Source organism: Acinetobacter legionensis (assembly GCF_057165765.1).
This window is the reverse complement of record NZ_CM169896.1, coordinates 1,218,387-1,240,538: the sequence shown is the minus strand read 5'-3', so window position 1 is coordinate 1,240,538 and position 22,152 is coordinate 1,218,387. Positions and strand designations below refer to the sequence as shown.

Here is a 22,152-nt window from a genome sequence, read left to right as displayed (position 1 = left end):
TAAAAAAAAGAGTGTTATTAGCAAACATTTTTCAAATTAGCTGATGGACATGTCTAATTTAAGCACAACTCATCAATTTGACGTGGTTATTGTAGGGAGCGGCGGTGCGGGCTTAAGTTTAGCCTTATCTTTGCCTGAAAACTTTAATATTGCTGTTTTAGCGAAATCGACCTTAACCGATGCAAGCACGTATTTTGCACAAGGTGGTGTTGCTGCTGTACTTGATGAAACAGATTCCATTCAACAGCATATTGATGACACTATGATTGCTGGCGCGCAGTTATGTGAGCTTGAAGCAGTTAAACATACGGTAGAGGGGGGGCGACCTTCTGTCGATTTCTTACTCCACCATGGTGTGCAGTTTACATTAGATCAGGATGAACAATTACATCTGACCCGTGAAGGTGGACATTCGCAACGTCGTATTATTCATTCAGCAGATGCAACAGGTAAGGCCATTTCGACAACACTGGTTCAAAGGGCTCAAGAAAAGAAAAATATTCATATTTTTGAAAATTATATTGCGATTGATTTAATCACCACACATAAATTAGGACATAAACAACAACCTAATCGTTCGGTTGGTCTGTATGCACTTGATGAAAGCAATGAAAAAGTTCATACCTTTTTAGCGCCCTTTACTGCCCTTGCTTGTGGTGGTGCAATGAAAGCTTATTTATACACATCAAATCCTGATATTGCCACAGGCGATGGTATAGCCATGGCATATCGTGCAGGTTGCCGTGTGGCAAATATGGAGTTTAATCAGTTCCATCCCACTTGTTTATATCATCCTCAAGCACGCTCATTTCTGATCACGGAAGCAATGCGTGGTGAAGGTGCATATTTACGTTTACCCGATGGTGAACGCTTCATGTTGCGCTTTGATGAACGTGCAGAGCTTGCTCCAAGAGATATTGTTGCACGCGCCATTGATTATGAAATCAAACGCTTAGGTATCCGTCATGTATGGTTAGATATCAGTCATAAACCTGCTGAATTTGTCAAAGAGCACTTTCCTACTTTATATGCACGCTTATTGGAACTTGGTATTGATATCACCAAGGATATGATCCCTGTTGTCCCAGCAGCGCACTATACTTGTGGTGGTGTGGTTGTCGATGAAAATAGCCAAACTGATTTAGCTGGTTTATATGCGATTGGTGAAACATCCTATACTGGTCTACATGGAGCTAACCGTATGGCGAGCAATTCACTACTTGAATGCTTTGTGTATGGTATGAGTGCTGCTAAAGACATTGAAGCAAAATTTAATCATCACTTTGACATACCCACTGTACCTGAATGGGATGCTTCACTATCGACCAATCCTGATGAAGATGTTGTCATTCTGCAAAACTGGGATGAACTGCGTCAAACCATGTGGAATTATGTCGGGATTGTAAGAACAACAAAACGTTTACAACGTGCATTGCATCGTATTGAAATGCTGAAGAAAGAAATTACAGAATATTATCAGGACTATCATGTCAGTAAGAACTTGATTGAGCTGCGTAATTTAGTCATGGTGTCAGAAATGATTGTTCGTTGTGCCATGCAACGTAAGGAATCACGAGGCCTGCATTATACGCTTGATTATCCAGAGCTTTCCCCTGAATTAAGAAAAACGGTATTAACACCGCCAAACTTTACTGTCGAAACCCCCCTGGTAAATGAAGAAGTTTAAAACTCCTTGAAATCTTGAAAAATAGCCAGATGATTCTGGCTATTTTTATATGAGGATATTAGAGTTTATTACCCTTCCATACATGGTCTACATTCTGAATTAAAATTGAGCATGAAAGGTATACATCATAAAGCATGCACGTGAAGCGCGAGACTAGTTCAAAATCCATAAGGGATAGTGTATCTATTGCTAAAGAAATTATTTTTAATTTTTATCTCTGAAAAGTGAGGCATCATCTACATCTACGCAAATCAATTTAAAGTTTTCAATCTAACATGAGACATGTGCAAAATCTTTAATGCTATTAGGTCTTCTATTTGAGAATAAAAAGTTATGTTTGCTGCATATAATTTCGAGGTGAAAGATGCATTATTTTCTTAAACATCATAATAAATGAGCTATCACTATCATAGCCTAATTTCATCGCAACCTGATGCACCGAATTCCCTTCAGTTAACCACTGTAATGCCAATACAACATGTAACTTTCTTCGCCATTGATTAATACTCATCCCTGTTGTTTGATGAAAAGTGCGTGTAAGGCTGCGTTCACTCATACAGCATAACTTTGCCCATTTAGCTAGGCTTTGATTTTGCTCAGGGTTCCTCAATAAGTTGTCAGTCATTTTCACTAAACGTAGATCTTGCGGGATCGGTAAAAAAAATGTTGGCTTTACAACCGATTGAATTTCGTCTAACAAACATTGATGTAAACGTAAGCCTTTTTCTGAAAGTACCTTCTCAGACAAGCTTTCAACTCTTTCCAATAGCGCATTAAGTAAATTTGTCACCTGTAACATAGTGCAAGTGAGTTCTGAGAAATGATCAAGTTGGGGATCAATAAATGCAACATAGCCAGAGGAGATACCATAACTACTGACTTTATGTGACACATTTGATGGAATCCATAAAGCATGTTGCGCTGGAACAACCCAAATTCCAGATGGTGTTTCCACAGTAATTAAGCCATTGATGGTCATCATTAATTGGCTTTTTATATGCTGATGTGACGCAAGTTCCCAATCAGGAACTTGCTGATGTATTTTTAATACAATAATTGCTTGGTCTATTTGATCTACAAAAAAAGCATCCACATTATCAAGCATGGTTTACCTATACATTTATCACTTTAAAACTGCGTTGATAACTTTCTGTGCTTGTTGTTGATTGTCTACAATAAACATCGGGTAACCTGTAAACTTAATAAAGTTATTGGCAAATTTTTGCGCCTCTAGTCGAATATTTTCATCAGGTTCAATATGAATCAATGCTTTCACATATTGGGTTAAACTTTCACGTTTTGCTTTTACCCATGCTGCAACTTGCTTGCGTTCTTCATGATCATTTTTTTGTTCAGGGAAAGCGCCTTCACTGATAAAAACAAAAGTTTCTTTGCGACTCAATAATGATTCATAAATTGCAATTGTTTCATCAACTGAAACTGCATCTTCAGCTTGATAACTAATACGAACGATTGGAAAGTTTTCTAAATTTTGAATAAACATGATAATTTCCTTAAATGAGAATAATTATCATTGTATAAATTTATACAGATTGCACATTACTAAATTCAGCCAATAAATACGGTATTCCAGCCAATTTTAAAAGAGTCTAATCTTTATTTTTTCCATAATAAATACGATGTGCTATATGAAAAGTTTCAGCATGTAATTTTGCTAAATCGTCTAAATTCTGATAGCCCCCTGCAAGTACAAACATGATCGGAATATTTTCACGTTTGGCTAGGTCAAACACCATTTCGTCTCTTTTTTGAATTAACTCTGTCGTAAACCATGCTGAACCATAAGGATCTGCTTGATGACAATCCATCCCCGCTTGATAAATAATAATATCTGCTTTCCACTCATTCGCTCGCTGAAATGCTTCATGCAATGCCATGGTATATTGAGCAAAACTTCCATGCTTGGTATGAATGTGACGACTTTCCGCTCGCTCATACGTGGGGTAGCCAAAAGCCAAACCGTAAATACTAAAATTATATAAATTATCCAATCTACGAGTAAAGTCAGCCGTTCCATCACCACCATGCTGATCGCAATCCAAAATAAAAATTCGCTTATTTGAATAATGTTGTGCAATTAGTGCCAAACCATTAAAAGTACAATATGAGCCACCATATTCATAATTTGCATGATGAAACCCTTGCGCAATATTGGCAGCAATTCCATGTTGGAGTGCCAGTTCAGTTGCCAACAATTGCCCAGCATTGATGGAGAGTACCGCATCTCTTAATTGTTCATTCCAAGGCTTAAAACCAGCAAAAGTTGCAAGTTTTGCGGGTTGCCCAGTTAAAAAAGCCTCGACATATTTAGGAGAATGTAAGGCTTTTAAAATCTCTGGTTCAATTTGTTGTGGTTCATGAAATTTATAATGATTAAATTGCTGTAGTTGCTCTGCGACTGCAACAAGTTTTTCCATGCTATTGGTATGTGTTTGAGCAAAATAGCGTGGAGAGAAACAAACATTTAACATAAAACTATCCGAGAATGAGTGCTCTCAATTGTGATTTTGCAACATCATTGAGTTGTTTTATAAGTGTTGTGTCCGGACTAAACAGTCCATTATTCACTTGTTGTTCAAAATGTGTCGTAAATGCCCTTTGTCGATTCTCAGGTGAAATGGCTAAAGTGGTTAATCGCAAGAACCAAAAACCTTGAATCTCTTTATAAGGAATAATATAACCTTTAAACTCTTGATTGGGCACTTTGTTTGCAATTTGTTCGATATCATAATCGACAGAAAATAAGGAACCAATCGGAATACGAATCCCATTCATCAATAAAGGTTGTAAATTTATACACGAATGATTATCTCCCATATTCATTTTTTCAATCAATAACGGACGATTTTGATCATCTACAAAAATATTAATTGAGCCTTGTCTTAACATGGAGCGATGGGCAATCTTTAAGAAAAATGCTTCTGCCATGGGACATGAGCCCACTTTAGGCTTACCCTCTAGCGTCGGAATTTCAACATAACCTGTTTCATCTGCTGTTTTTGGTAAAATCACATCCTCCAACATAGCGCAAATAACATTACTTTCTTCTAATTGTGCTTGTTGCGATAAGCGTCTCAAGTTTGCTTGAATTGCAACTTCTTGTTCAACTAAGACTTTAAACTCATCATCTTTGGCTTCAGTAAGAAAATTTTGAATCGATTTATTTTGATCTAAGTTATGCCAATCATCGATCTCTAAACCATAAGCATTTTTTTGCTCAATGATTTTTTTTAACTTCTTAAAATCATAATCTTTAAATATTTTTAAATCAGTTGCTTCAATTTGATCACGCGGAAAATTAATGTACTCAGCCAATACTCGTGTAGCCTGCGTATAACCGCAACCACGGCGCTCAGTTTGATGTGAATAGTGTTCATTTAACATCTCCGTCAATTTATCTGATAAAGGAAAAACCCGTTCCTTAAACAAATCTACGACTTCATGACCTGATGACATATTCTTTATTCCATTCAATCTATATTAATATTTTTAAATCAACTATTTATTATGAATAAATTAGCATTATCCCTTGCAGAACTCAATATATCACTCAAGTTGTAATTACATCTATATCAATCAATACAATTGATTATTTATTATTCTTTTTGATACTCATGCTCACATTCATGATTTAAGTATCCATCAACGATCTTTCATCAATCAAAAATGGCCATATTGAGTGAATTAGACTTTTTATCGAAAGCCCCTTCTCCCTTTGGGAGAAGGCTAGAATAAGGGGATTGTATGATGATCTATGCTTTAAAAAAGAACGAACGTAAAAGTCTATTGTTAATGATGCTTGAACCAAAAATATAGATTGATGATCAAAACAAGCTAACCATCAGTAAAAATAGTGATCATTAAAAACCATCAGAAAACTGCTAGGGATTATAAAAAATCACCCAACAGGTATTTTAAAACCCCTAAATGATTTTTTTTTGTGGTGGAACAGAATAAGTTCCTGTCACATGAGCAACAGGATCATCCGAATCCAAAGAATAAATCCAGACCTCCCCCACAATTAAAGCTTTACCCACTTTCATCAATTTACACACGCCGCGAATATCAACACCCCCTGATGGTTTGCGTAAAAAATTAATATTCATATTGGTTGTGACCGTCAAACCCACTAAACCGATTTCACCCATAATCGCAACATACAGTGCAAAATCTGCTAGGGCCATCATGGTAGGACCTGAAACAGTTCCACCTGGTCGTATATCTTGATCACTGACATGCCAAACCAATGAAGCTCCTTTTTCGGTTACTTCTTCAATTTCACAACGTTGTAAGCTAGGTGAAAAAAATTGCTGTAAGAATTCTACGATTTCAGCTTTCGAGCTTTTCATAATTAAAGTCTTTATATCCATGACCTAAAACAATATAAAGACTTTTTCGGTTCAAAACACTAGGGGCCGTTGACAATTCGTCTATGTTTACGACTATAAGTGTTTTTTAGGCAATACTAGGCACGAAATACGAAATTTAGTCATTCTAAATGATGAGAAACATCGTTTCGCAAGGTAACGAAGTAGTGACAAAAAACACTTAAGTCCCCCACTGCGCCTTGCGCTGCAAACAAAGCAGTGCTTTGTTCTTGCTCAGGGTTGTGACTAAAATTATCTTAGTCTGCGTTATGAAACTCGAAAATAGTCTCGCTATTTTCTTCATGCTTTACGACGTATACGTCTCATGCTCAATTTTAGCCTCCAACGCAAGCCATTTATGAAATGCCAACAGCCCCTTTATCGTTCAAATCAATAGAATAAATTGCTCAACTGAACTTATTTAGAGGATTGATTGGCACTTATTTTAAATAACTCAACGCCTCGGCAAATACTTGCGCTGGTGCTTGAGTTGCATCTAAACGTTTCATTCGCTGAGAATCGCGAAGATGTATTTCAGAAAAACCACTACGTACCGATTCAAAAAACACCACTTTTTCTTGTTCAAAGCGGTCTAAGGCACCGCGTGCACGTGCACGGTTCATTCCCAATTCAATTGGTGCATCCAACCAAAAAGTAATATCTGGCATTTTAGAAACAAAATTTTCATTGAGCAGTTGTAACTTATCTCGGCTTAACCCGCGACCAGCACATTGATAAGCAAAGCTTGAATCGACAAACCGGTCACACAGTACAATTTTACCCTCTGCCAATGCAGGTAAAATCACAGTTGCCAAATGTTGTGCTCGTGCTGCATACATCAGCAATAACTCAGTGTCATTACTCATCTGTTCTTCATGATTGACAGACAGCAATAATGAACGAATTTGTTCAGCTAAGGGCGTACCACCAGGCTCACGTGTTAAAACAACCTGTTGACCTTGTTGTTGAAAGTAATCAAATAACTTTTGAATGAGCGTGGTTTTTCCTACACCTTCAGTACCTTCAAAACTTATAAACATGCTCATTCCTTAATTCTTAGACCGCATAACTTGAATATATTCTTGCACTGCGCGATTATGATCATTCAGATTGGCTGTAAATTTGTGCCCACCATTACCTGTGGCAACAAAGTAAATGTTTTCAGAGTGATCTGGATGCATCGTCGCTTCAATGGCTTTTTTACTAGGTAAAGCAATCGGTGTAGGCGGTAAACCATTGATCGTATATGTATTATAAGCAGTCGGTGTACGTAAATCCTGCTTAGAAATTTTACCCGTATATTTATCACCCATCCCATAAATCACGGTAGGATCGGTTTGTAAACGCATGCCCAGTTTTAAACGACGATAGAACACACCTGAAACCTGAGGTAACTCGCTGTCTACACTAGTTTCTTTTTCAATAATCGATGCCATGATTAAGGCTTCATATTTATTTTTATAAGGTAAGTCTGGCGCGCGTTTTTCCCAAGCTTCATCTAAAATTTTCATTTGACGTTGGTAAAGATCAGTCAAGATTTGCTTATCCGTTGCACCCTTATCAAAGAAATAAGTATCAGGTGCAAATAAACCTTCTGGGTGATCATAAGGAATATCTAAAGCTTTCAGCATTTCACTACGGGGAAGTTGGATCACTGATTTTTCAACCAATGGATCTTTTTGCAATGACTGAATTAATTGCTTGGATGTTGTTCCCTCAATCACTAAAAGTCGGCTCATCTGAGCATTTTCAATATTAGAAACCATTTCTAATACTTGACGTACATTCATCCCTTTGGTCACTTCATACACACCAGCTTTCATGGTGTCATGGATGAAAATCTTACGATAGAGCTTAAGAATAATCGGAAAACTGACCTTATCCTCTTTGGCCAATTGATCAATAAAACCGGTATAGGTTTCACCATTTGAAATAGACAGCTTTTGTTTTTGACCTGTCACTGGATATTCTTTAAAAATACTCATTTTTAAAATAATTGCAGTTATGAGAAAAAAAATAACCAGAACGATTGCAATGCCTTTATAAATGTTATTGCTCACTTGGGCTTGAGTTTTCTTTTTAGACTTTGGCTTAGGTTTGGTTTTAGACATGAGAATTAAACTGACTTAAATTTAAAGTATTAAATAACTCAACACAGGATTGAGTGTCTAGATGTTGATGATTCAACATTTCGACTGCTTTCATTGGACTGAGTGCATTGCAAAAGAATAGGCTTTGAAAATGTTGAATTTCATCCATATCGATAAAACGCTGTTCACAAGTGACGCCATAATGTTGCATCCGTGACAAAATTTCGGCTCGCATCACACCATGTACACCATTATAACGAAGTTCAGGCGTAATCCATCTATTGTTTATTCGAATAAAACAATTACTGCTCACACCTTCAACAACTGAACCTTGTACATCTGTAACTAATGCTTCTAACCAGCCTTTTGCTTGAGCTTCTTTTTTGAGTAGTACCTGTTCTAAACGATTTAAGGTTTTTAGTCCCACCAAATTTGGCATCAATAAGCCAATCGCCTGATCTAATACACCACTTTGAATTAATTCAGGCTGAAAGCACGCAGTTGTTTTTGGATAATAGACCACATAAAGGTCTGCTTCATGCTCGGGCATTGCATAACCACGGTCACCATCTCCCCGACTAATAATCACTTTCAATGTTCCATTCAATATTCCATTTTTTTGTCTTAAACCTTGTAGGGTCTGATCCAACAATTCGAAATTCACATCTAAAAACAAACGTTCAGCCGCTAGCTTCAATCGAGCACGATGTAAAAGTTCCAACTCCATAACATCTTGATGTAATCGGACTGTAGTAAAACAACCATCTCCATAATGAAATGCTCGGTCTAAAAGTGAAATAGAATCAACAAATTGAGCATTTTTAAAACAGATCATTAAGCAGTTTCCTATGACTTTGCAAGAATACTATAAGCAATATAAGTATTTTCTTTTTCTTTTTTATTCATATAAAATTCGTTTTTTATTATTTTTTATGGATAAAGACTAGCGTTATGCTCACTCCATCTTACCGAACTTCAGAATTAAATGGGGCAAAAAAATGCAGTTCTCTAAACTTAAATTCGCTGTAGCAGCAGCACTAATTTCAACCACATCTTTCAGCGTTGCTGCAAAAGATTTTTTAAATGTCTCTTATGATCCTACACGAGAATTGTACGATAATTTTAACAAGCAATTTGCAACATTTTGGAAATCTAAAACGGGCCAAGACATCCAATTTAAACAATCACATGGTGGTTCTGGCAAACAAGCCCGTGCTGTAATTGATGGTTTGCAAGCAGATGTTGTGACTTTAGCATTGGCCGCAGATATTGATGCAATTGCGCAAAATACAAATTTATTGCCAAAAGACTGGCAAAAGAAATTCCCACAAAACTCTACACCTTACACATCAACAATCGTTTTCCTCGTCCGTAAAGGTAACCCGAAAGGCATCAAAGACTGGGGTGATTTGGTAAAACCAGGTGTAGAAATTGTAACACCAAACCCTAAAACTTCAGGTGGTGCACGCTGGAACTATTTGGCAGCATGGGCTTGGGCAAAACATAAATATGGTTCAGACGCGAAAGCACAAGAGTTTGTACGTCAAATTTATAAACAAACTAAAGTACTTGATTCTGGTGCACGTGGTTCTACTACAACATTTGCAGAACGCGGTATTGGTGATGTGTTATTAGCTTGGGAAAATGAAGCGTATTTATCTACACGTGAACAACCGGGTAAATTTGAAATCATTACCCCATCACTATCGATCTTAGCAGAACCCCCTGTCGCGATTGTTGAAAAGAATGCTGAAAAAGACGGTAACTTAAACTTAGCGAAAGCATATTTAAACTATCTGTATTCACCTGCTGGTCAAGACATTGCAGCGAAAAACTTCTATCGTCCGCGTAATGCAGCAATTTTACAAAAGTATGCGACAACCTTCAAACCGTTAAAATTGGTCACAATTGACAAAGAGTTTGGCGGTTGGACTAAAGTTCAAAAGCAACATTTTGAAAATAATGGTGTTTTTGATCAAATCGTAAAAGCCAATGCAAGCAGCAAATAACTGTTTAAAATAAACTTAAACGAAAGGAAATAGGAGCATAGACATGATTCATACAATTATTGTTCCAGGCGTTGGTGGTAGTGATTACGATCACTGGCAATCTAAATTACAACGTGAACTCATGTCTTGCTCGCGCGTACAACAACAAGATTGGAACTTACCTATTCTGAAGGACTGGATTGCCCAATTTGTTGCGACTGTCGTCAATTCTGAACAACCTGTTCAAATTGTTGCACATAGTTTCGGATGTTTAACCACGGTTGCTGCTTTGGCTCAACATCCTGAAATTGTAGCTAAAGTAAGAAAAATTATTTTAGTTGCACCAGCTAATCCAGCACGTTTTGGTGAGGCTGGTTTTGCTCGAAACAGTATGGGTGACTATGAAGCTTATTTTCATGAATTGAAAATAACTGTGCCTGCTGAAATGATTATTTCTGAAAATGATCCTTGGTTGAATTTTGAGGATGCACAAAAGCTGGCAAAAGCATGGAAAATTAGACCTCGAAATTTAGGTCAAGTTGGGCATATCAATGTTGCATCAGGCTTTGGGCACTTTCCTGAAATTTATGATCATTTGATTTTTAATCAGCAAAACTTCTTTATCAGTAATACTGATGACAACAAGTTGTTATTTAAATTTGCAATTTAATCATTGCCTTTTAAGCTTGCAAAATCGTTTTAAATTTGCTTATTGATTTCAATAAGCTTTCTCTCTTTTGAGGAGTCATCATGTCGCAGCGATCCCGAGTGCTGCCAGGTTTTGGTCTTTCACTAGGCTTCACCCTAGCGTATCTATCATTAATCGTACTGATACCACTGTCTGCTGTATTCATAAAATCATTAGGCGTAGGTTGGGATGGTTTGTGGGAAATCTTGAGCTCTGAACGTATTTTAAAATCATTACAGCTCAGTTTTACCACCGCCCTCATTGCAGCCTTAATCAATGTCATTTTCGGATTTTTATTGGCTTGGTGCTTAGTCCGTTATTCATTTCCTGGTAAACGTATAGTCGATGCATTGGTGGACTTACCCTTTGCATTACCTACAGCGGTCGCAGGTATTGCGTTAACCTCTTTATATGCATCAACAGGTTGGATTGGTCATTTGCTTGAGCCTTTAGGGATTAAAATTGCCTATACCTCACTGGGTATTACGCTTGCTTTAATTTTTATTGGTATTCCTTTTGTGGTTCGTACAGTCCAGCCTGTTTTAAGTGATCTTGAAACTGAGCTAGAAGAAGCCGCTTCGGCATTGGGTGCAAACCGTTTTCAGATCGTAACAAGAATCATTTTACCGATTTTGTTTCCTGCATTACTGACTGGCTTTGCGTTGGCATTTGCTCGTGGTGTGGGTGAATATGGTTCGGTAATCTTTATTGCGGGAAATATTCCTTACGAAACTGAAATTGCTCCGTTAATGATCATTACGCGCCTTGAAGAATATGATTATGCAGGTGCAACGACAATTGCAGTTGTGATGCTGGTGATTTCTTTCTTTATCTTGTTCCTGATTAACTTGATACAGGCTTGGGCTAGTCGCCGTACAGGGAGAACAGCACGATGAGCTTAAATACCAATAGCAATGCTTTGGCAGAAAAATTGCAATCTCGTGATGCGACACGTGAACCGGCATGGGTACGTAATACCTTACTGATTATTGGTCTGATTTTCTTTTTAGGCTGCTTAATTCTACCGTTGGTGCTTATTTTTGTTGAAGCATTTAAACAAGGGGTTCAAGTCTACTTTGCCTCACTAGTTGACCCTTATACTTTATCTGCAGTCAAACTCACATTATTGACTGCAGCCATTGCAGTACCTTTGAATGTGATTTTTGGTGTTACAGCAGCATGGTGTGTCGCCAAGTTTAATTTCCGTGGAAAATCATTCTTAACCACCATTATTGATACACCATTTTCAGTCTCACCCGTCATTGCTGGTTTAATGTTGGTTTTAATCTTTGGTTCACAAGGTTGGATTGGATCATGGTTAATTGAAAATGATATTAAAATCCTCTATGCAACACCGGCCATTATCCTTGCCACTGTATTTATTACTGTTCCTTTTGTGGCACGTGAATTGATTCCATTGATGGAAGCACAAGGTACGGAAGAAGAAGAAGCTGCTATTGTACTCGGAGCTTCTGGTTGGCAAACCTTTTGGAAAATCACCATTCCAAATATCAAATGGGGTCTTATTTATGGCGTGATTTTGTGTAATGCACGTGCCATGGGTGAATTCGGTGCAGTATCTGTGGTTTCAGGACATATTCGTGGCGAAACCAATACCTTACCGTTGCATATTGAAATTTTATATAACGAACCAAATTCGATTAGTGCTGCTTTTGCGGTCTCAACACTGTTAGCATTCTTAGCCATTTTTACCCTGATTTTAAAAACATGGGTTGAATATCGCCAAGAAAAACAAGATCGAGAAAGTAAAGAATCAACTGTTTCTTAAGGAATTGCACATGAGTATTCAAGTTAAAAATATTGAAAAAAACTTCGGTGCATTCCATGCACTTAAAAACATCTCTTTAGATTTTCCAGAAGGTCAGCTGGTTGCGCTACTTGGCCCTTCTGGCTGTGGTAAAACGACACTACTGCGTATCATTGCTGGTTTAGAATCTACCGATAAAGGGCAAGTCATTCTTGAAGGTACAGATGCGACTAATATTCACGTACGCGAACGACAAGTAGGTTTTGTTTTTCAGCATTACGCATTGTTCCGTCATATGACCGTCTATGACAATGTTGCATTTGGTTTACGTGTTCGTCCAAAAGCAACTCGACCAAATGAAACTGAAATAAAAAAGCGCGTTACCCGTTTACTAGATTTGGTACAGCTCGGTTTCTTAGCAGATCGTTATCCAGCGCAATTGTCTGGCGGTCAACGTCAACGTATTGCATTGGCACGCGCATTGGCTGTTGAACCTCGGGTATTACTCTTAGATGAACCGTTTGGTGCACTGGATGCCAAAGTACGTAAAGAATTACGCCGTTGGTTACGTACTTTACATGATGAATTACATATCACTTCAATCTTTGTTACCCATGATCAAGAAGAAGCCTTAGAAGTTGCTGATCAAATCGTGGTAATGAACAAAGGTGATATTGAACAAATTGGTTCACCGCGTGAAGTTTATGAAAAGCCTGCAACACCTTTTGTATTTGACTTTTTAGGTCAAGCAAACCGTTTTGAAGGTGAAAACCATCAAGGCATCATTCAAATTGGTGAAGATCGCATCCATCTGCCTTCGGCTACACAAACCGCCAATGGTAAAGTGATTGCCTTTGCCCGACCAAATGAATTGAAAATTCATACGCAACCGACTGAAAATACAATTCAAGCAATTTTCTTACGTGAGTTGTGGATTGCGGGTAAAGTTATGGCAGAGTTACAAGATCGTCAAGGACAACTGATTGAAATTGCTTTAAATCCTGATGAAGCAAAATTACATCAATATCGACCAAATCAAACAGTTTGGGTAAGTGCATCTACACTTCACCTATTTGAAAATCAAGTCGCATAATCGACGACAGGATGAATATTACTCCTATTCATCCACATTTGAGGTATCGAACATCATGAACTTTCAACAATTACGAATTATTCGAGAAACAGTTCGTCAAAATTACAATTTAACTGAAGCATCTGCTGCACTTTATACCTCGCAATCAGGTGTAAGTAAGCATATTAAAGATTTAGAAGATGAATTGGGTGTACAACTTTTTGTTCGTAAAGGTAAACGGTTATTAGGTTTAACTGAACCTGGTCAAGCCCTATTGAGTATTGTTGAACGCATGCTCATTGATGCTGACAATATTAAACGTCTTGCAGACGATTTTAATAAAGTTGATGAAGGTACACTCACCATCGCAACAACACATACACAAGCACGTTATGTGTTACCACCGATCGTGAATTTATTTAAAAAAGCATTTCCAAAAGTTCATTTGATTTTGCAACAAGCCAGTCCTGTGGAAATATCTGAAATGTTATTGCTTGGTTTGGCTGATATCGGTATTGCAACTGAATCACTGACCACTGAAGATAATTTGGGCAGTGTATCTTTCTATAACTGGAAACACAGCATCATTACGCCACAAGATCACCCATTGACTAAGCTTAATCCCAAAGAGATTACCTTAGAAAAATTGGCTGAATTTCCAATTATTACTTATCACGGGGGTTTTACTGGACGTTCTAAAATTGATAAAGCCTTTGAAGATGCCAATTTAGATGTAGACATTGTGATGTCAGCACTGGATGCCGATGTGATCAAAACCTATGTTGAACTGGGAATGGGTGTCGGTATCGTCAATGATGTCGCTTATGACACAGAACGAGATAAGCGTCTAAAACAAATCGATACTGATATTTTTGGTTTAAATACGACATGGATTGCAGTTCGTAAAGGGCATCTACTTCGTGGCTATGGCTATGAGTTTATTTCGCTTTGCTCTCCAGAAGCTGATATCAAAGCATTGAAAAAAATTGCGTATCCTGATGATTAAACTTTGAAATCAATCATCAAGAAAGAAATCATCAAAGAGTCATGATGATTAATGATAGAGAGCTACGGCTCTCTTTTTTATCATTTAAAAATAAAACACAAACTCTTAAGAATAATTAATCTATTTGATTTTATTTAATATTTTATTATGAGCATGCTTTTTTAGTATAAAATTTAGTCTTATCTTAATCACTGATCAATTTATTTTTGGGGGAATGAATGAATTCGATTGCTTGGGGCTTAACCCTTGGAAGTTTTGTTCCTCTTTTTAGCCATGCAGCAGGTATGGAGAAATCTGACCAGTCTATCCTTGCTTTTTTAGAACCACGTCATTATGTAGAGTTGTCTTATGCAGAGCTCTATGCAGATGTTTCAGGACAACTACCCCAACATGAGCAATTCAAACAACTCGGCATTCAAGATTTTTCAACAGGCAACCTTGTTAACAATTACCACTTTGTCAAAGCTGCCGCAAAACTACAAATTGCCTCGCAACTTTCATTTGGACTGATTTATGATCAGCCTTATGGTGTTGATCTCAGTTATGAATATCGCCCACAGAGCTTTGCTGGAAAGCAACTTTTAGAGTCGGGTCAATTTAAGTTTAAAAGCAAAAACCTTTCAATGTTATTGGGTTATCAACCTAGTGCGAATTGGAATATATATACTGGTGGCATTTATCAACAGTTTGAGGGTGAACTCAAAGTCTTTGGAGCAAACTATTCAGCGATGAGTGGTTATCATGCAGAGCTAAAACAAAGTTCAGGTCATGGTTGGCTTGCAGGTCTAAGCTACCAAATTCCAGAGTATGCAGTAAAAACTGCGATTACCTATCGTTCCAAAATCAATCATCAATCGGCAATCAATGAGGATGTTGCAGAGCAAGCTTTAAGTATTCTTCCCTTCGCAAAAACGCAAATCACCACACCTCAATCCATCAATTTGGATCTTCAGACTGGTTTAACACCATCGAATATTCTTTATGGTAATTTGAGGTGGGTCAATTGGAAAGATTTTGAAATTCAACCTAGACAATTTGGTGCAGTGGTTAATATTGCTGCAGAACAATATCCCGAGCTAATCAAACCTTTTAATTTGATTGATTACAACAAAAATCAATGGTCTGCAAAGCTTGGGCTTGCACATATATTTTCACAACAATGGATTGCCACTACGGATATTTCATGGGATTCAGGCACTGCGAATCCCGCTGGAACCTTAAATCCTTCTGATGGCTTTTATGCTTTAGGTTTGGGTGCTTTATATAACATCAATCCGCAGAGCTTTATTTCTTATGGTGTTAAATATTTTAAATTCAATAAAGCAAAAGTTAGCGACTTAGATGCCAATACTTCGATTATTCAAAACTCAACTTTATCTGAAGTGGCTCATAATGATGCTTTTGCCCATGGAATTCGACTTGGCTATCGCTTTTGATTCATCTGAAAATCCAGTTATAAAAAATACCCAGTTCAAAATAAAAAAACGAGCCGAAGCTCGTTTTTTATTACATGATCAACAATCAATTACCAATGGTAGCTTACGCCCACTTTACCAACTGGTAACCATTTATATTTGTCATCATTACGGATTTTATCCGCTTCTGCTCTAGTTGCTTGACCTAGAGTACGACCATCATCACCAATTAATCCTGGGTTACTAGAAACCAGTTCCACTGTTGGATTACCTGTGTAGTAAGCACCTACTTCACCAAATACACCGAAATTCTTATTAATTTTCGGAGCAATACCGAAGCCTACATATGGGGCAATATCATTATCGTATTTCTGGTTACCTTTAATTGATACATTATCATTTAAACCAGCATTAAAGCGTGACCCATCAACTTTAAATGATGCATTACGACCAATATTACGATTTACATCATAATCATTGTCAATATAAGCTACACCAGCAGCGACATATAGACCTTGTGCCCAAGTATTTTGGCTTGCACCCCAAGGACGAATCTCAGCGTTTAAATACGCTAATTTGTTGTCCATGTCTAAGTCATATTTAGATCCATTGATTTTTAAATCATCAGACCAAGAAATATCACCACCGTTATAACCCAGTGCTAAACCAACATAAGGGTTAGCAGTCCAAAGTAAAGCACCACCGTAACCAGTTGTACCGACTTCAAGACGAGCACCTGTAGGAATTAATTGGTTTGCTTCAAATGCATAACCTTGGTCAACAACAGAACCATCTGCCATTGCTAGACCAGAAGCAGATAACGCAGCTGTAACAGCCAATAATTTTAACACTTTCATTTATGTCTCCTCAAAAAATAGAGTTTGTTCTTTAATCATTAATGTGTTGGACTCAGGACGATCATATGTGATTCTCTGCTCACAATTAATAGATAAATTGATTGCTTTTTGTTATTTTTTGATACAAATAGATATTAATTGTTGTTTTTAAAGAGAATAAGTTAAATAAAAACTTAACAATTCGCTCTTTTGGTTATTTTATTTTAAATTATAAGATTAGTTTTTTCGATTGAAACTAGATTTTATATCTAAACTGAGTCCAATTTGGTGTAGAATCTTTTAAAATTTTTTGGGAAGGAAGATCATGTCTCAGCTTTCAACGATCATCGAACAAGCGTTTGAAAACCGTGCTAACTTTACAGCAGTAGATTGCCCTGCTGAAGTACGTCAAGCTGTTGAAGAAGCCATTGCTGGCTTAGATAACGGTACACTTCGTGTAGCTGAAAAAATTGACGGTGAATGGATTGTTCACCAATGGTTGAAAAAAGCTGTGTTATTGTCTTTTAAGTTAAATGATAACAAGCCAATCGAATCATGTGATCTTCGTTTCTATGACAAAGTAGAGACTAAATTTACAGGTTGGACCGAAGAACAATTTAAAGCTGCTGGTGTACGTGTAGTACCGCCTGCTGTTGCGCGTAAAGGTTCTTTCCAAGCGAAAAATGTAGTATTGATGCCTTCGTATGTAAACATTGGTGCTTATGTAGATGAAGGCACAATGGTCGATACATGGGCAACTGTAGGTTCGTGTGCCCAAATTGGTAAAAATGTTCATCTTTCAGGTGGTGTAGGCATTGGTGGTGTTCTTGAACCACTTCAAGCAAACCCAACAATCATTGAAGATAACTGCTTTATTGGTGCACGTTCTGAAATCGTTGAAGGTGTGATTGTTGAAGAAGGCTCAGTTATTTCAATGGGCGTATTCATTGGTCAATCGACTAAGATTTTTGACCGTGAAACAGGTGAAATCCATTATGGTCGTGTACCCGCTGGATCAGTTGTTGTTTCAGGCAGCCTACCATCTAAATGTGGTACGTATAGCTTATATGCTGCAATTATTGTCAAGAAAGTTGATGCTAAAACACGCGCTAAAACAAGCCTGAACGAATTGCTTCGCGAAGACTAATTTATATCCCCTCGTGGAATTTTAGTCATCTAGCATGGCAATCGCTTCTCATCTCTACGGTCAATCGTGATCGTAGAGATTTTTCATTTTGTAATCTGTGGTAAATTTCATGAATTCTCTTCGTTCTTCAACTATTCCTGTTTCTGATCCGTCTGCGGGGCTACGTATCACGGAGATTTTTTATTCATTGCAAGGTGAAGCCAACACTGCGGGTTTACCTACTGTTTTTATTCGTTTAACGGGTTGCCCATTACGCTGTACCTATTGCGATACCACCTATTCTTTTGAAGGTGGCGAGCGCCAATCGCTTGACCAAATAATTCAAACAACATTAGATTATAAAACTCCTTACATCTGTGTCACAGGTGGCGAACCCCTCGCTCAACCCAATGCCTTACCCCTAATGCAACGTTTGGCAGATTTAGGTTGTGAAGTTTCTTTAGAAACCAGCGGCGCTTTAGATGTCTCTAAAGTCGACTCACGCGTTTCAAAAGTTTTAGATTTAAAAACCCCAACTTCGGGTGAGGTTGCACGAAATTTACTGAGCAATCTTGATCATTTAACCCAACATGATCAAATCAAATTTGTGATTTGTAATCGTGAAGATTATGAATGGTCTAAACAGCAAGTTGAACAATACGCTTTAGAGCAAAAAGTCAGTACAGTTTGGTTTTCTCCTGCTTTTGCAGTGGAAAAAGGTGCGGCACGTTTGCCTCAGCTTGCTCGTGATTTAGCACAATGGATTTTAGAAGACCATCTCCCTGTTCGCTTCCAGTTGCAATTACATAAATTGCTTTGGAACGATGAAACTGGTCGTTAAATTTATCGTCAATTATTAATATTTGGAGAGTTGGATATGCGCCCTCGTGCCGTAGTCTTATTATCTGGTGGCTTAGACTCAACGACGTGTTTGGCTTGGGCTCAAGCAAACTATGACTGTATCGCCCTAAGTTTTATGTATGGTCAACGCTCTACCACTGAACTCGATGCAGCCCGTGCTTTAACGCAACGCGCAGGTGTAGAACATCGTGTGATTAATATCGATTTAGGTAATTTAGGCGGTTCAGCGCTTACAGACCTTAACATTGATGTACCTGATCATGAAACAGATGGTATTCCTGTAACTTATGTTCCAGCACGTAACACCATTTTCTTGTCTTATGCACTTGCTGCTGCTGAAGTTTTTGATGCTCAAGCAATTGTAATTGGCATCAATGCTGTTGATTATTCAGGATATCCTGACTGCCGACCAGAGTTTATCGAGGCTTTTGCCAATATGGCTCGTCTTGCAACGAAAGTGGGTGTGGAAGGAAAGCCTCTTAAATTTGAAACACCTCTGTTACATTTATCCAAAGCGAATATAATACGCTTAGGTATCGAACATGGCGTAGACTATAGTCAAACGGTTTCATGCTATCAAGCAGATGACCAAGGACGTGCTTGTGGCAAGTGTGATAGCTGCCGACTTCGTAAAGAAGGTTTTAAGGATGCAGGTATTGCAGACCCAACACGTTATATACCGCAATAACAAGGTACTGTTTATGAAAAATTTAAAATCAAGTCTTATTCTTTCTGCTTTATTTTCAGCCTCGGCTTTAATGGGATCTACGGCTTTTGCTGCTGAATCAAATGCAGTTCAACAAGCCTATAAAAGCGCAAATGTGAAATCTGCGCTTATTGGTGTGTGTAAAACAGAAACTGCTAAAGGTGGTAAGTTAACTTCTGCGGAAGTAAGTAAATACTGTAGCTGTGCTGTTGAATCTGATGGTAAGTTAACCAATGATCAAAAATGGCAAATTCAAAGTGCCATTAACCAAAAGAAAAGCCCAGCGACACTGGCTTTCGTTCAAAAAAACAACCAAGACCTTCAAACATGTTTTGGTCCTCAGCTAACAGGTAAATTAAAAACCTTAACTGAAGAAGCAATGAAAGCTGCACAAGCGAAGAAATAATTTCTTCTTGTTGTGAAGAGCCTGCATATGCAGGCTCTTTTTACAATTGGATGATACAAAGCGATATGCTAGATCAATGGGACACTGTTCTACAGCAACAAAAGTTTGTTGCTTCATATAGTGGCGGTAAAGATAGTAGCCTTGCGTTATACCATGCTTTGCAAACTGGACAAGCCGTGGCTTTAATGGTCATGTTAGAAGAACATGGGCAAAGATCTCGTTCTCACGCCATGCCGCTGGATATCATTGATACTCAAGCTAAGCTGATTGGTTTACCAATTCTTAAAGCAGCAGCCACGTGGAATGAGTATGAACATCAATTTTTAAATCTGCTCAATCAAGCCAAACAGCTGGGTGCAGAAGCCCTTGTTACGGGTGATATTGATCTGATTGGACATGCGCAATGGAACCAATCTGTCTGTGAGCAAAGCCAATTACAGTTATGCATGCCATTATGGCAAAAACCACGGCTCGACATTGTGAGTGAATTGATTCAACTGGGTTTTGTCAGCATCATTGTGACGATTAATTTAAACCTCGGTATGCGGGTTGAAGATTTAGGTAGAATTTTAACAGCTGATTTTGTGAATGAATTAATTACACGAGGGATTGATCCATGTGGTGAAGCTGGTGAATTTCATACCACATTGATAGATGGTCCCATTTTTAAAAAACCACTTTTACTGCATAAAGGTGATATTCTGTATCATGAAAATTATGCATTTCTAGCACTTGAACTTAAACAAGATAGCATTTAAGGACAAACAATGACTGAGCAAATATTACTTCCGAATCAAAAATTCCCTACGACTACGGGTGAAATCAATCTCACTGAGCTCTCCACAGATTGGTTAGTTTTATATTTTTATCCAAAAGATTCTACACCTGGCTGTACCACTCAAGCGGTTGGTTTCTCCTGTATAAAAGACCAATTTGACGCTTTAAATACCACTATCATTGGTGTATCTCGTGACTCTGTAAAAGCACATCAAAACTTTACTGAAAAGCAAGCATTGACCATTAATCTGATCAGTGACAAAGAAGAAGAATTATGTAAACACTTTGATGTGATTAAAGAAAAAAATATGTATGGTAAAAAAGTGATGGGAATTGAACGCTCAACATTTATTTATCATCAAGGTAAACTGGTTAAAGAATATCGTAAAGTTAAAGCAGCTGGACATGCTGAACAAGTTTTAGAAGACTTAAAAGCACTACAAAAAGCTTAACTGCAAAAGTCCCTACTCGCTTTGAAGTTAACGCGATTTTAAGCGTGTCAGGGACTTTAGCAGTTTCTTATTGAGAACATACTCAAATCTGATATAGCTTATTCCTTCTTTTCTCATTAAAAATGATCATTATGCTGAGTTGACCAACAATACCAATTAAACCAGCAAAGATATTGCAATTCCCCACATGACTAATGCAATAATAAAATCTAATATTTGCCATGAGCGTTGATTTTGAAAAACGGGGAGTAAAAAGCGTGCACCAAAACCTAAGCTAAAGAAGAATAACCACGATGCCGTTACTGCACCAATCGCAAAATACAGCGCGGCGGTAGATTCAAACTTTGTCGATATAGAACCAATTAAAACCACAGTATCCAAATAAACATGTGGATTAAGCCAAGTTAAAGCTAAACAAATCAGAAGCATTTTCATTAGTTTGAATTCATTATTTTCACTCGGTTTTAAACCTGTCGATGTTCTGAAAGCTTGTAGAAAATGTTGTGCTCCATAGACCAATAAAAACGTTGCTCCGAAATACTTTGCCCAATCGACAAACTCTGGATGGGTTTGAATAACTTTTGAAAATCCAAGCACACCCAATAAAATTAAAATCGAGTCAGATGCGGCACAGACCACGCAAACCCAAAATACATGTTGCTTCTTTAAACCTTGTTTGAGTACAAAAGCATTTTGAGCGCCAATTGCAATAATCAGGCTAAACCCAACAGCTAACCCCTGCATATAACTTTGCAACATTTTAAAACTACACTTTTAAAGTTTTGAATGGATTGTGCTATTATCCAAATTTACTCCTTTAAATGAGTATTTCTAAGTAAATATCATTTAAGTTAAGTTTTTCTTAGTTATTGGTAATGGGGTATTT

Annotated in this window: 24 protein-coding genes; 14 read left to right on the top strand and 10 right to left on the bottom strand. The window is 37.6% G+C overall.

Annotated features, from left to right (window positions below; genetic code table 11):
- Positions 1–43: 43 nt before the first annotated feature.
- Positions 44–1,687 carry an L-aspartate oxidase gene (gene nadB, locus AC2G3J_RS05730; RefSeq protein WP_419327174.1) on the top strand — a complete coding sequence of 548 codons (1,644 nt, stop codon included), beginning with the start codon at positions 44–46 and terminating at the stop codon, positions 1,685–1,687.
- A 331-nt stretch (positions 1,688–2,018) separates the two neighbouring features.
- On the opposite strand, the gene AC2G3J_RS05725 is transcribed toward nadB, so the two are convergent.
- The 8 genes from AC2G3J_RS05725 to pabC form a co-directional block, all read right to left on the bottom strand.
- The gene (locus tag AC2G3J_RS05725) at positions 2,019–2,792 is read right to left on the bottom strand and encodes an AraC family transcriptional regulator (protein WP_336951744.1); all 774 of its coding nucleotides are present in this window, start codon (positions 2,790–2,792) and stop codon (positions 2,019–2,021) included.
- A gap of 18 nt (positions 2,793–2,810) precedes the next feature.
- A complete protein-coding gene (locus AC2G3J_RS05720; RefSeq protein WP_336951745.1) occupies positions 2,811–3,191 on the bottom strand; it encodes a hypothetical protein in 381 nt (126 codons plus the stop codon).
- Between the two features lie 106 nt (positions 3,192–3,297).
- Positions 3,298–4,179 carry an arginase family protein gene (locus AC2G3J_RS05715; protein WP_483770784.1) on the bottom strand — a complete coding sequence of 294 codons (882 nt, stop codon included), beginning with the start codon at positions 4,177–4,179 and terminating at the stop codon, positions 3,298–3,300.
- Positions 4,180–4,183: 4 nt separating this feature from the next.
- Positions 4,184–5,164: a hypothetical protein gene (locus tag AC2G3J_RS05710; RefSeq protein ID WP_336951747.1), complete on the bottom strand. Its 981-nt coding sequence runs from the start codon at positions 5,162–5,164 to the stop codon at positions 4,184–4,186.
- 467 nt (positions 5,165–5,631) lie between these two features.
- The gene (locus AC2G3J_RS05705; protein WP_483770783.1) at positions 5,632–6,057 is read right to left on the bottom strand and encodes a PaaI family thioesterase; all 426 of its coding nucleotides are present in this window, start codon (positions 6,055–6,057) and stop codon (positions 5,632–5,634) included.
- A gap of 458 nt (positions 6,058–6,515) precedes the next feature.
- Complete coding sequence (gene tmk, locus AC2G3J_RS05700; protein WP_419327170.1) at positions 6,516–7,115, bottom strand: dTMP kinase; 600 nt, start codon at positions 7,113–7,115, stop codon at positions 6,516–6,518.
- 9 nt (positions 7,116–7,124) lie between these two features.
- The gene (mltG, locus tag AC2G3J_RS05695; protein ID WP_336951750.1) at positions 7,125–8,186 is read right to left on the bottom strand and encodes an endolytic transglycosylase MltG; all 1,062 of its coding nucleotides are present in this window, start codon (positions 8,184–8,186) and stop codon (positions 7,125–7,127) included.
- Positions 8,179–9,000 (bottom strand): aminodeoxychorismate lyase, encoded by an 822-nt coding sequence (pabC, locus tag AC2G3J_RS05690; RefSeq protein ID WP_419359443.1) that lies wholly within the window; start codon positions 8,998–9,000, stop codon positions 8,179–8,181. The genes mltG and pabC overlap by 8 nt, the downstream gene beginning before the upstream one ends.
- Before the next feature lie 163 nt (positions 9,001–9,163).
- On the opposite strand from pabC, the gene AC2G3J_RS05685 reads away from it, so the two are divergent.
- The 7 genes from AC2G3J_RS05685 to AC2G3J_RS05655 all read left to right on the top strand — a co-directional run bounded on the left by AC2G3J_RS05685 (position 9,164) and on the right by AC2G3J_RS05655 (position 16,123).
- Positions 9,164–10,174 carry a sulfate ABC transporter substrate-binding protein gene (locus tag AC2G3J_RS05685; RefSeq protein ID WP_336951752.1) on the top strand — a complete coding sequence of 337 codons (1,011 nt, stop codon included), beginning with the start codon at positions 9,164–9,166 and terminating at the stop codon, positions 10,172–10,174.
- Between the two features lie 43 nt (positions 10,175–10,217).
- A complete protein-coding gene (locus tag AC2G3J_RS05680; protein WP_336951753.1) occupies positions 10,218–10,823 on the top strand; it encodes an RBBP9/YdeN family alpha/beta hydrolase in 606 nt (201 codons plus the stop codon).
- An 80-nt stretch (positions 10,824–10,903) separates the two neighbouring features.
- Positions 10,904–11,737 carry a sulfate ABC transporter permease subunit CysT gene (gene cysT / locus AC2G3J_RS05675; protein ID WP_336951754.1) on the top strand — a complete coding sequence of 278 codons (834 nt, stop codon included), beginning with the start codon at positions 10,904–10,906 and terminating at the stop codon, positions 11,735–11,737.
- Positions 11,734–12,630, top strand: a complete 897-nt coding sequence (cysW, locus tag AC2G3J_RS05670; RefSeq protein ID WP_419359441.1) for a sulfate ABC transporter permease subunit CysW — start codon at positions 11,734–11,736, stop codon at positions 12,628–12,630. Before cysT ends, cysW begins: the two co-directional genes overlap by 4 nt.
- 10 nt (positions 12,631–12,640) lie before the next feature.
- Complete coding sequence (locus AC2G3J_RS05665; RefSeq protein ID WP_336951756.1) at positions 12,641–13,702, top strand: sulfate/molybdate ABC transporter ATP-binding protein; 1,062 nt, start codon at positions 12,641–12,643, stop codon at positions 13,700–13,702.
- A gap of 55 nt (positions 13,703–13,757) precedes the next feature.
- Complete coding sequence (locus AC2G3J_RS05660; protein ID WP_004717184.1) at positions 13,758–14,687, top strand: CysB family HTH-type transcriptional regulator; 930 nt, start codon at positions 13,758–13,760, stop codon at positions 14,685–14,687.
- A gap of 218 nt (positions 14,688–14,905) precedes the next feature.
- Entirely contained in the window at positions 14,906–16,123 is a 1,218-nt protein-coding gene (locus AC2G3J_RS05655) for an OmpP1/FadL family transporter (RefSeq protein WP_483770782.1), read from the top strand.
- An 89-nt stretch (positions 16,124–16,212) separates the two neighbouring features.
- Here AC2G3J_RS05655 and carO read toward each other — a convergent pair whose 3' ends face one another.
- Positions 16,213–16,959 (bottom strand): ornithine uptake porin CarO, encoded by a 747-nt coding sequence (gene carO / locus AC2G3J_RS05650; RefSeq protein WP_336951758.1) that lies wholly within the window; start codon positions 16,957–16,959, stop codon positions 16,213–16,215.
- Between the two features lie 304 nt (positions 16,960–17,263).
- On the opposite strand from carO, the gene dapD reads away from it, so the two are divergent.
- The 6 genes from dapD (at position 17,264) to AC2G3J_RS05620 (ending at position 21,266) form a co-directional block, all read left to right on the top strand.
- Complete coding sequence (gene dapD, locus AC2G3J_RS05645; protein ID WP_034612558.1) at positions 17,264–18,085, top strand: 2,3,4,5-tetrahydropyridine-2,6-dicarboxylate N-succinyltransferase; 822 nt, start codon at positions 17,264–17,266, stop codon at positions 18,083–18,085.
- A 109-nt stretch (positions 18,086–18,194) separates the two neighbouring features.
- Positions 18,195–18,905: a 7-carboxy-7-deazaguanine synthase QueE gene (queE, locus tag AC2G3J_RS05640; RefSeq protein ID WP_483770781.1), complete on the top strand. Its 711-nt coding sequence runs from the start codon at positions 18,195–18,197 to the stop codon at positions 18,903–18,905.
- Between the two features lie 36 nt (positions 18,906–18,941).
- Entirely contained in the window at positions 18,942–19,613 is a 672-nt protein-coding gene (queC, locus tag AC2G3J_RS05635; protein ID WP_004717194.1) for a 7-cyano-7-deazaguanine synthase QueC, read from the top strand.
- Between the two features lie 13 nt (positions 19,614–19,626).
- Complete coding sequence (locus AC2G3J_RS05630; protein ID WP_004717195.1) at positions 19,627–20,037, top strand: hypothetical protein; 411 nt, start codon at positions 19,627–19,629, stop codon at positions 20,035–20,037.
- Between the two features lie 65 nt (positions 20,038–20,102).
- Positions 20,103–20,795: a Dph6-related ATP pyrophosphatase gene (locus AC2G3J_RS05625; protein ID WP_336951761.1), complete on the top strand. Its 693-nt coding sequence runs from the start codon at positions 20,103–20,105 to the stop codon at positions 20,793–20,795.
- Positions 20,796–20,804: 9 nt separating this feature from the next.
- A complete protein-coding gene (locus tag AC2G3J_RS05620) occupies positions 20,805–21,266 on the top strand; it encodes a peroxiredoxin (protein WP_336951763.1) in 462 nt (153 codons plus the stop codon).
- Between the two features lie 156 nt (positions 21,267–21,422).
- Here the strand turns inward: AC2G3J_RS05620 and AC2G3J_RS05615 are convergent, their stop codons facing one another.
- Positions 21,423–22,025: a LysE/ArgO family amino acid transporter gene (locus tag AC2G3J_RS05615; protein WP_419327162.1), complete on the bottom strand. Its 603-nt coding sequence runs from the start codon at positions 22,023–22,025 to the stop codon at positions 21,423–21,425.
- Positions 22,026–22,152 lie beyond the last annotated feature (127 nt).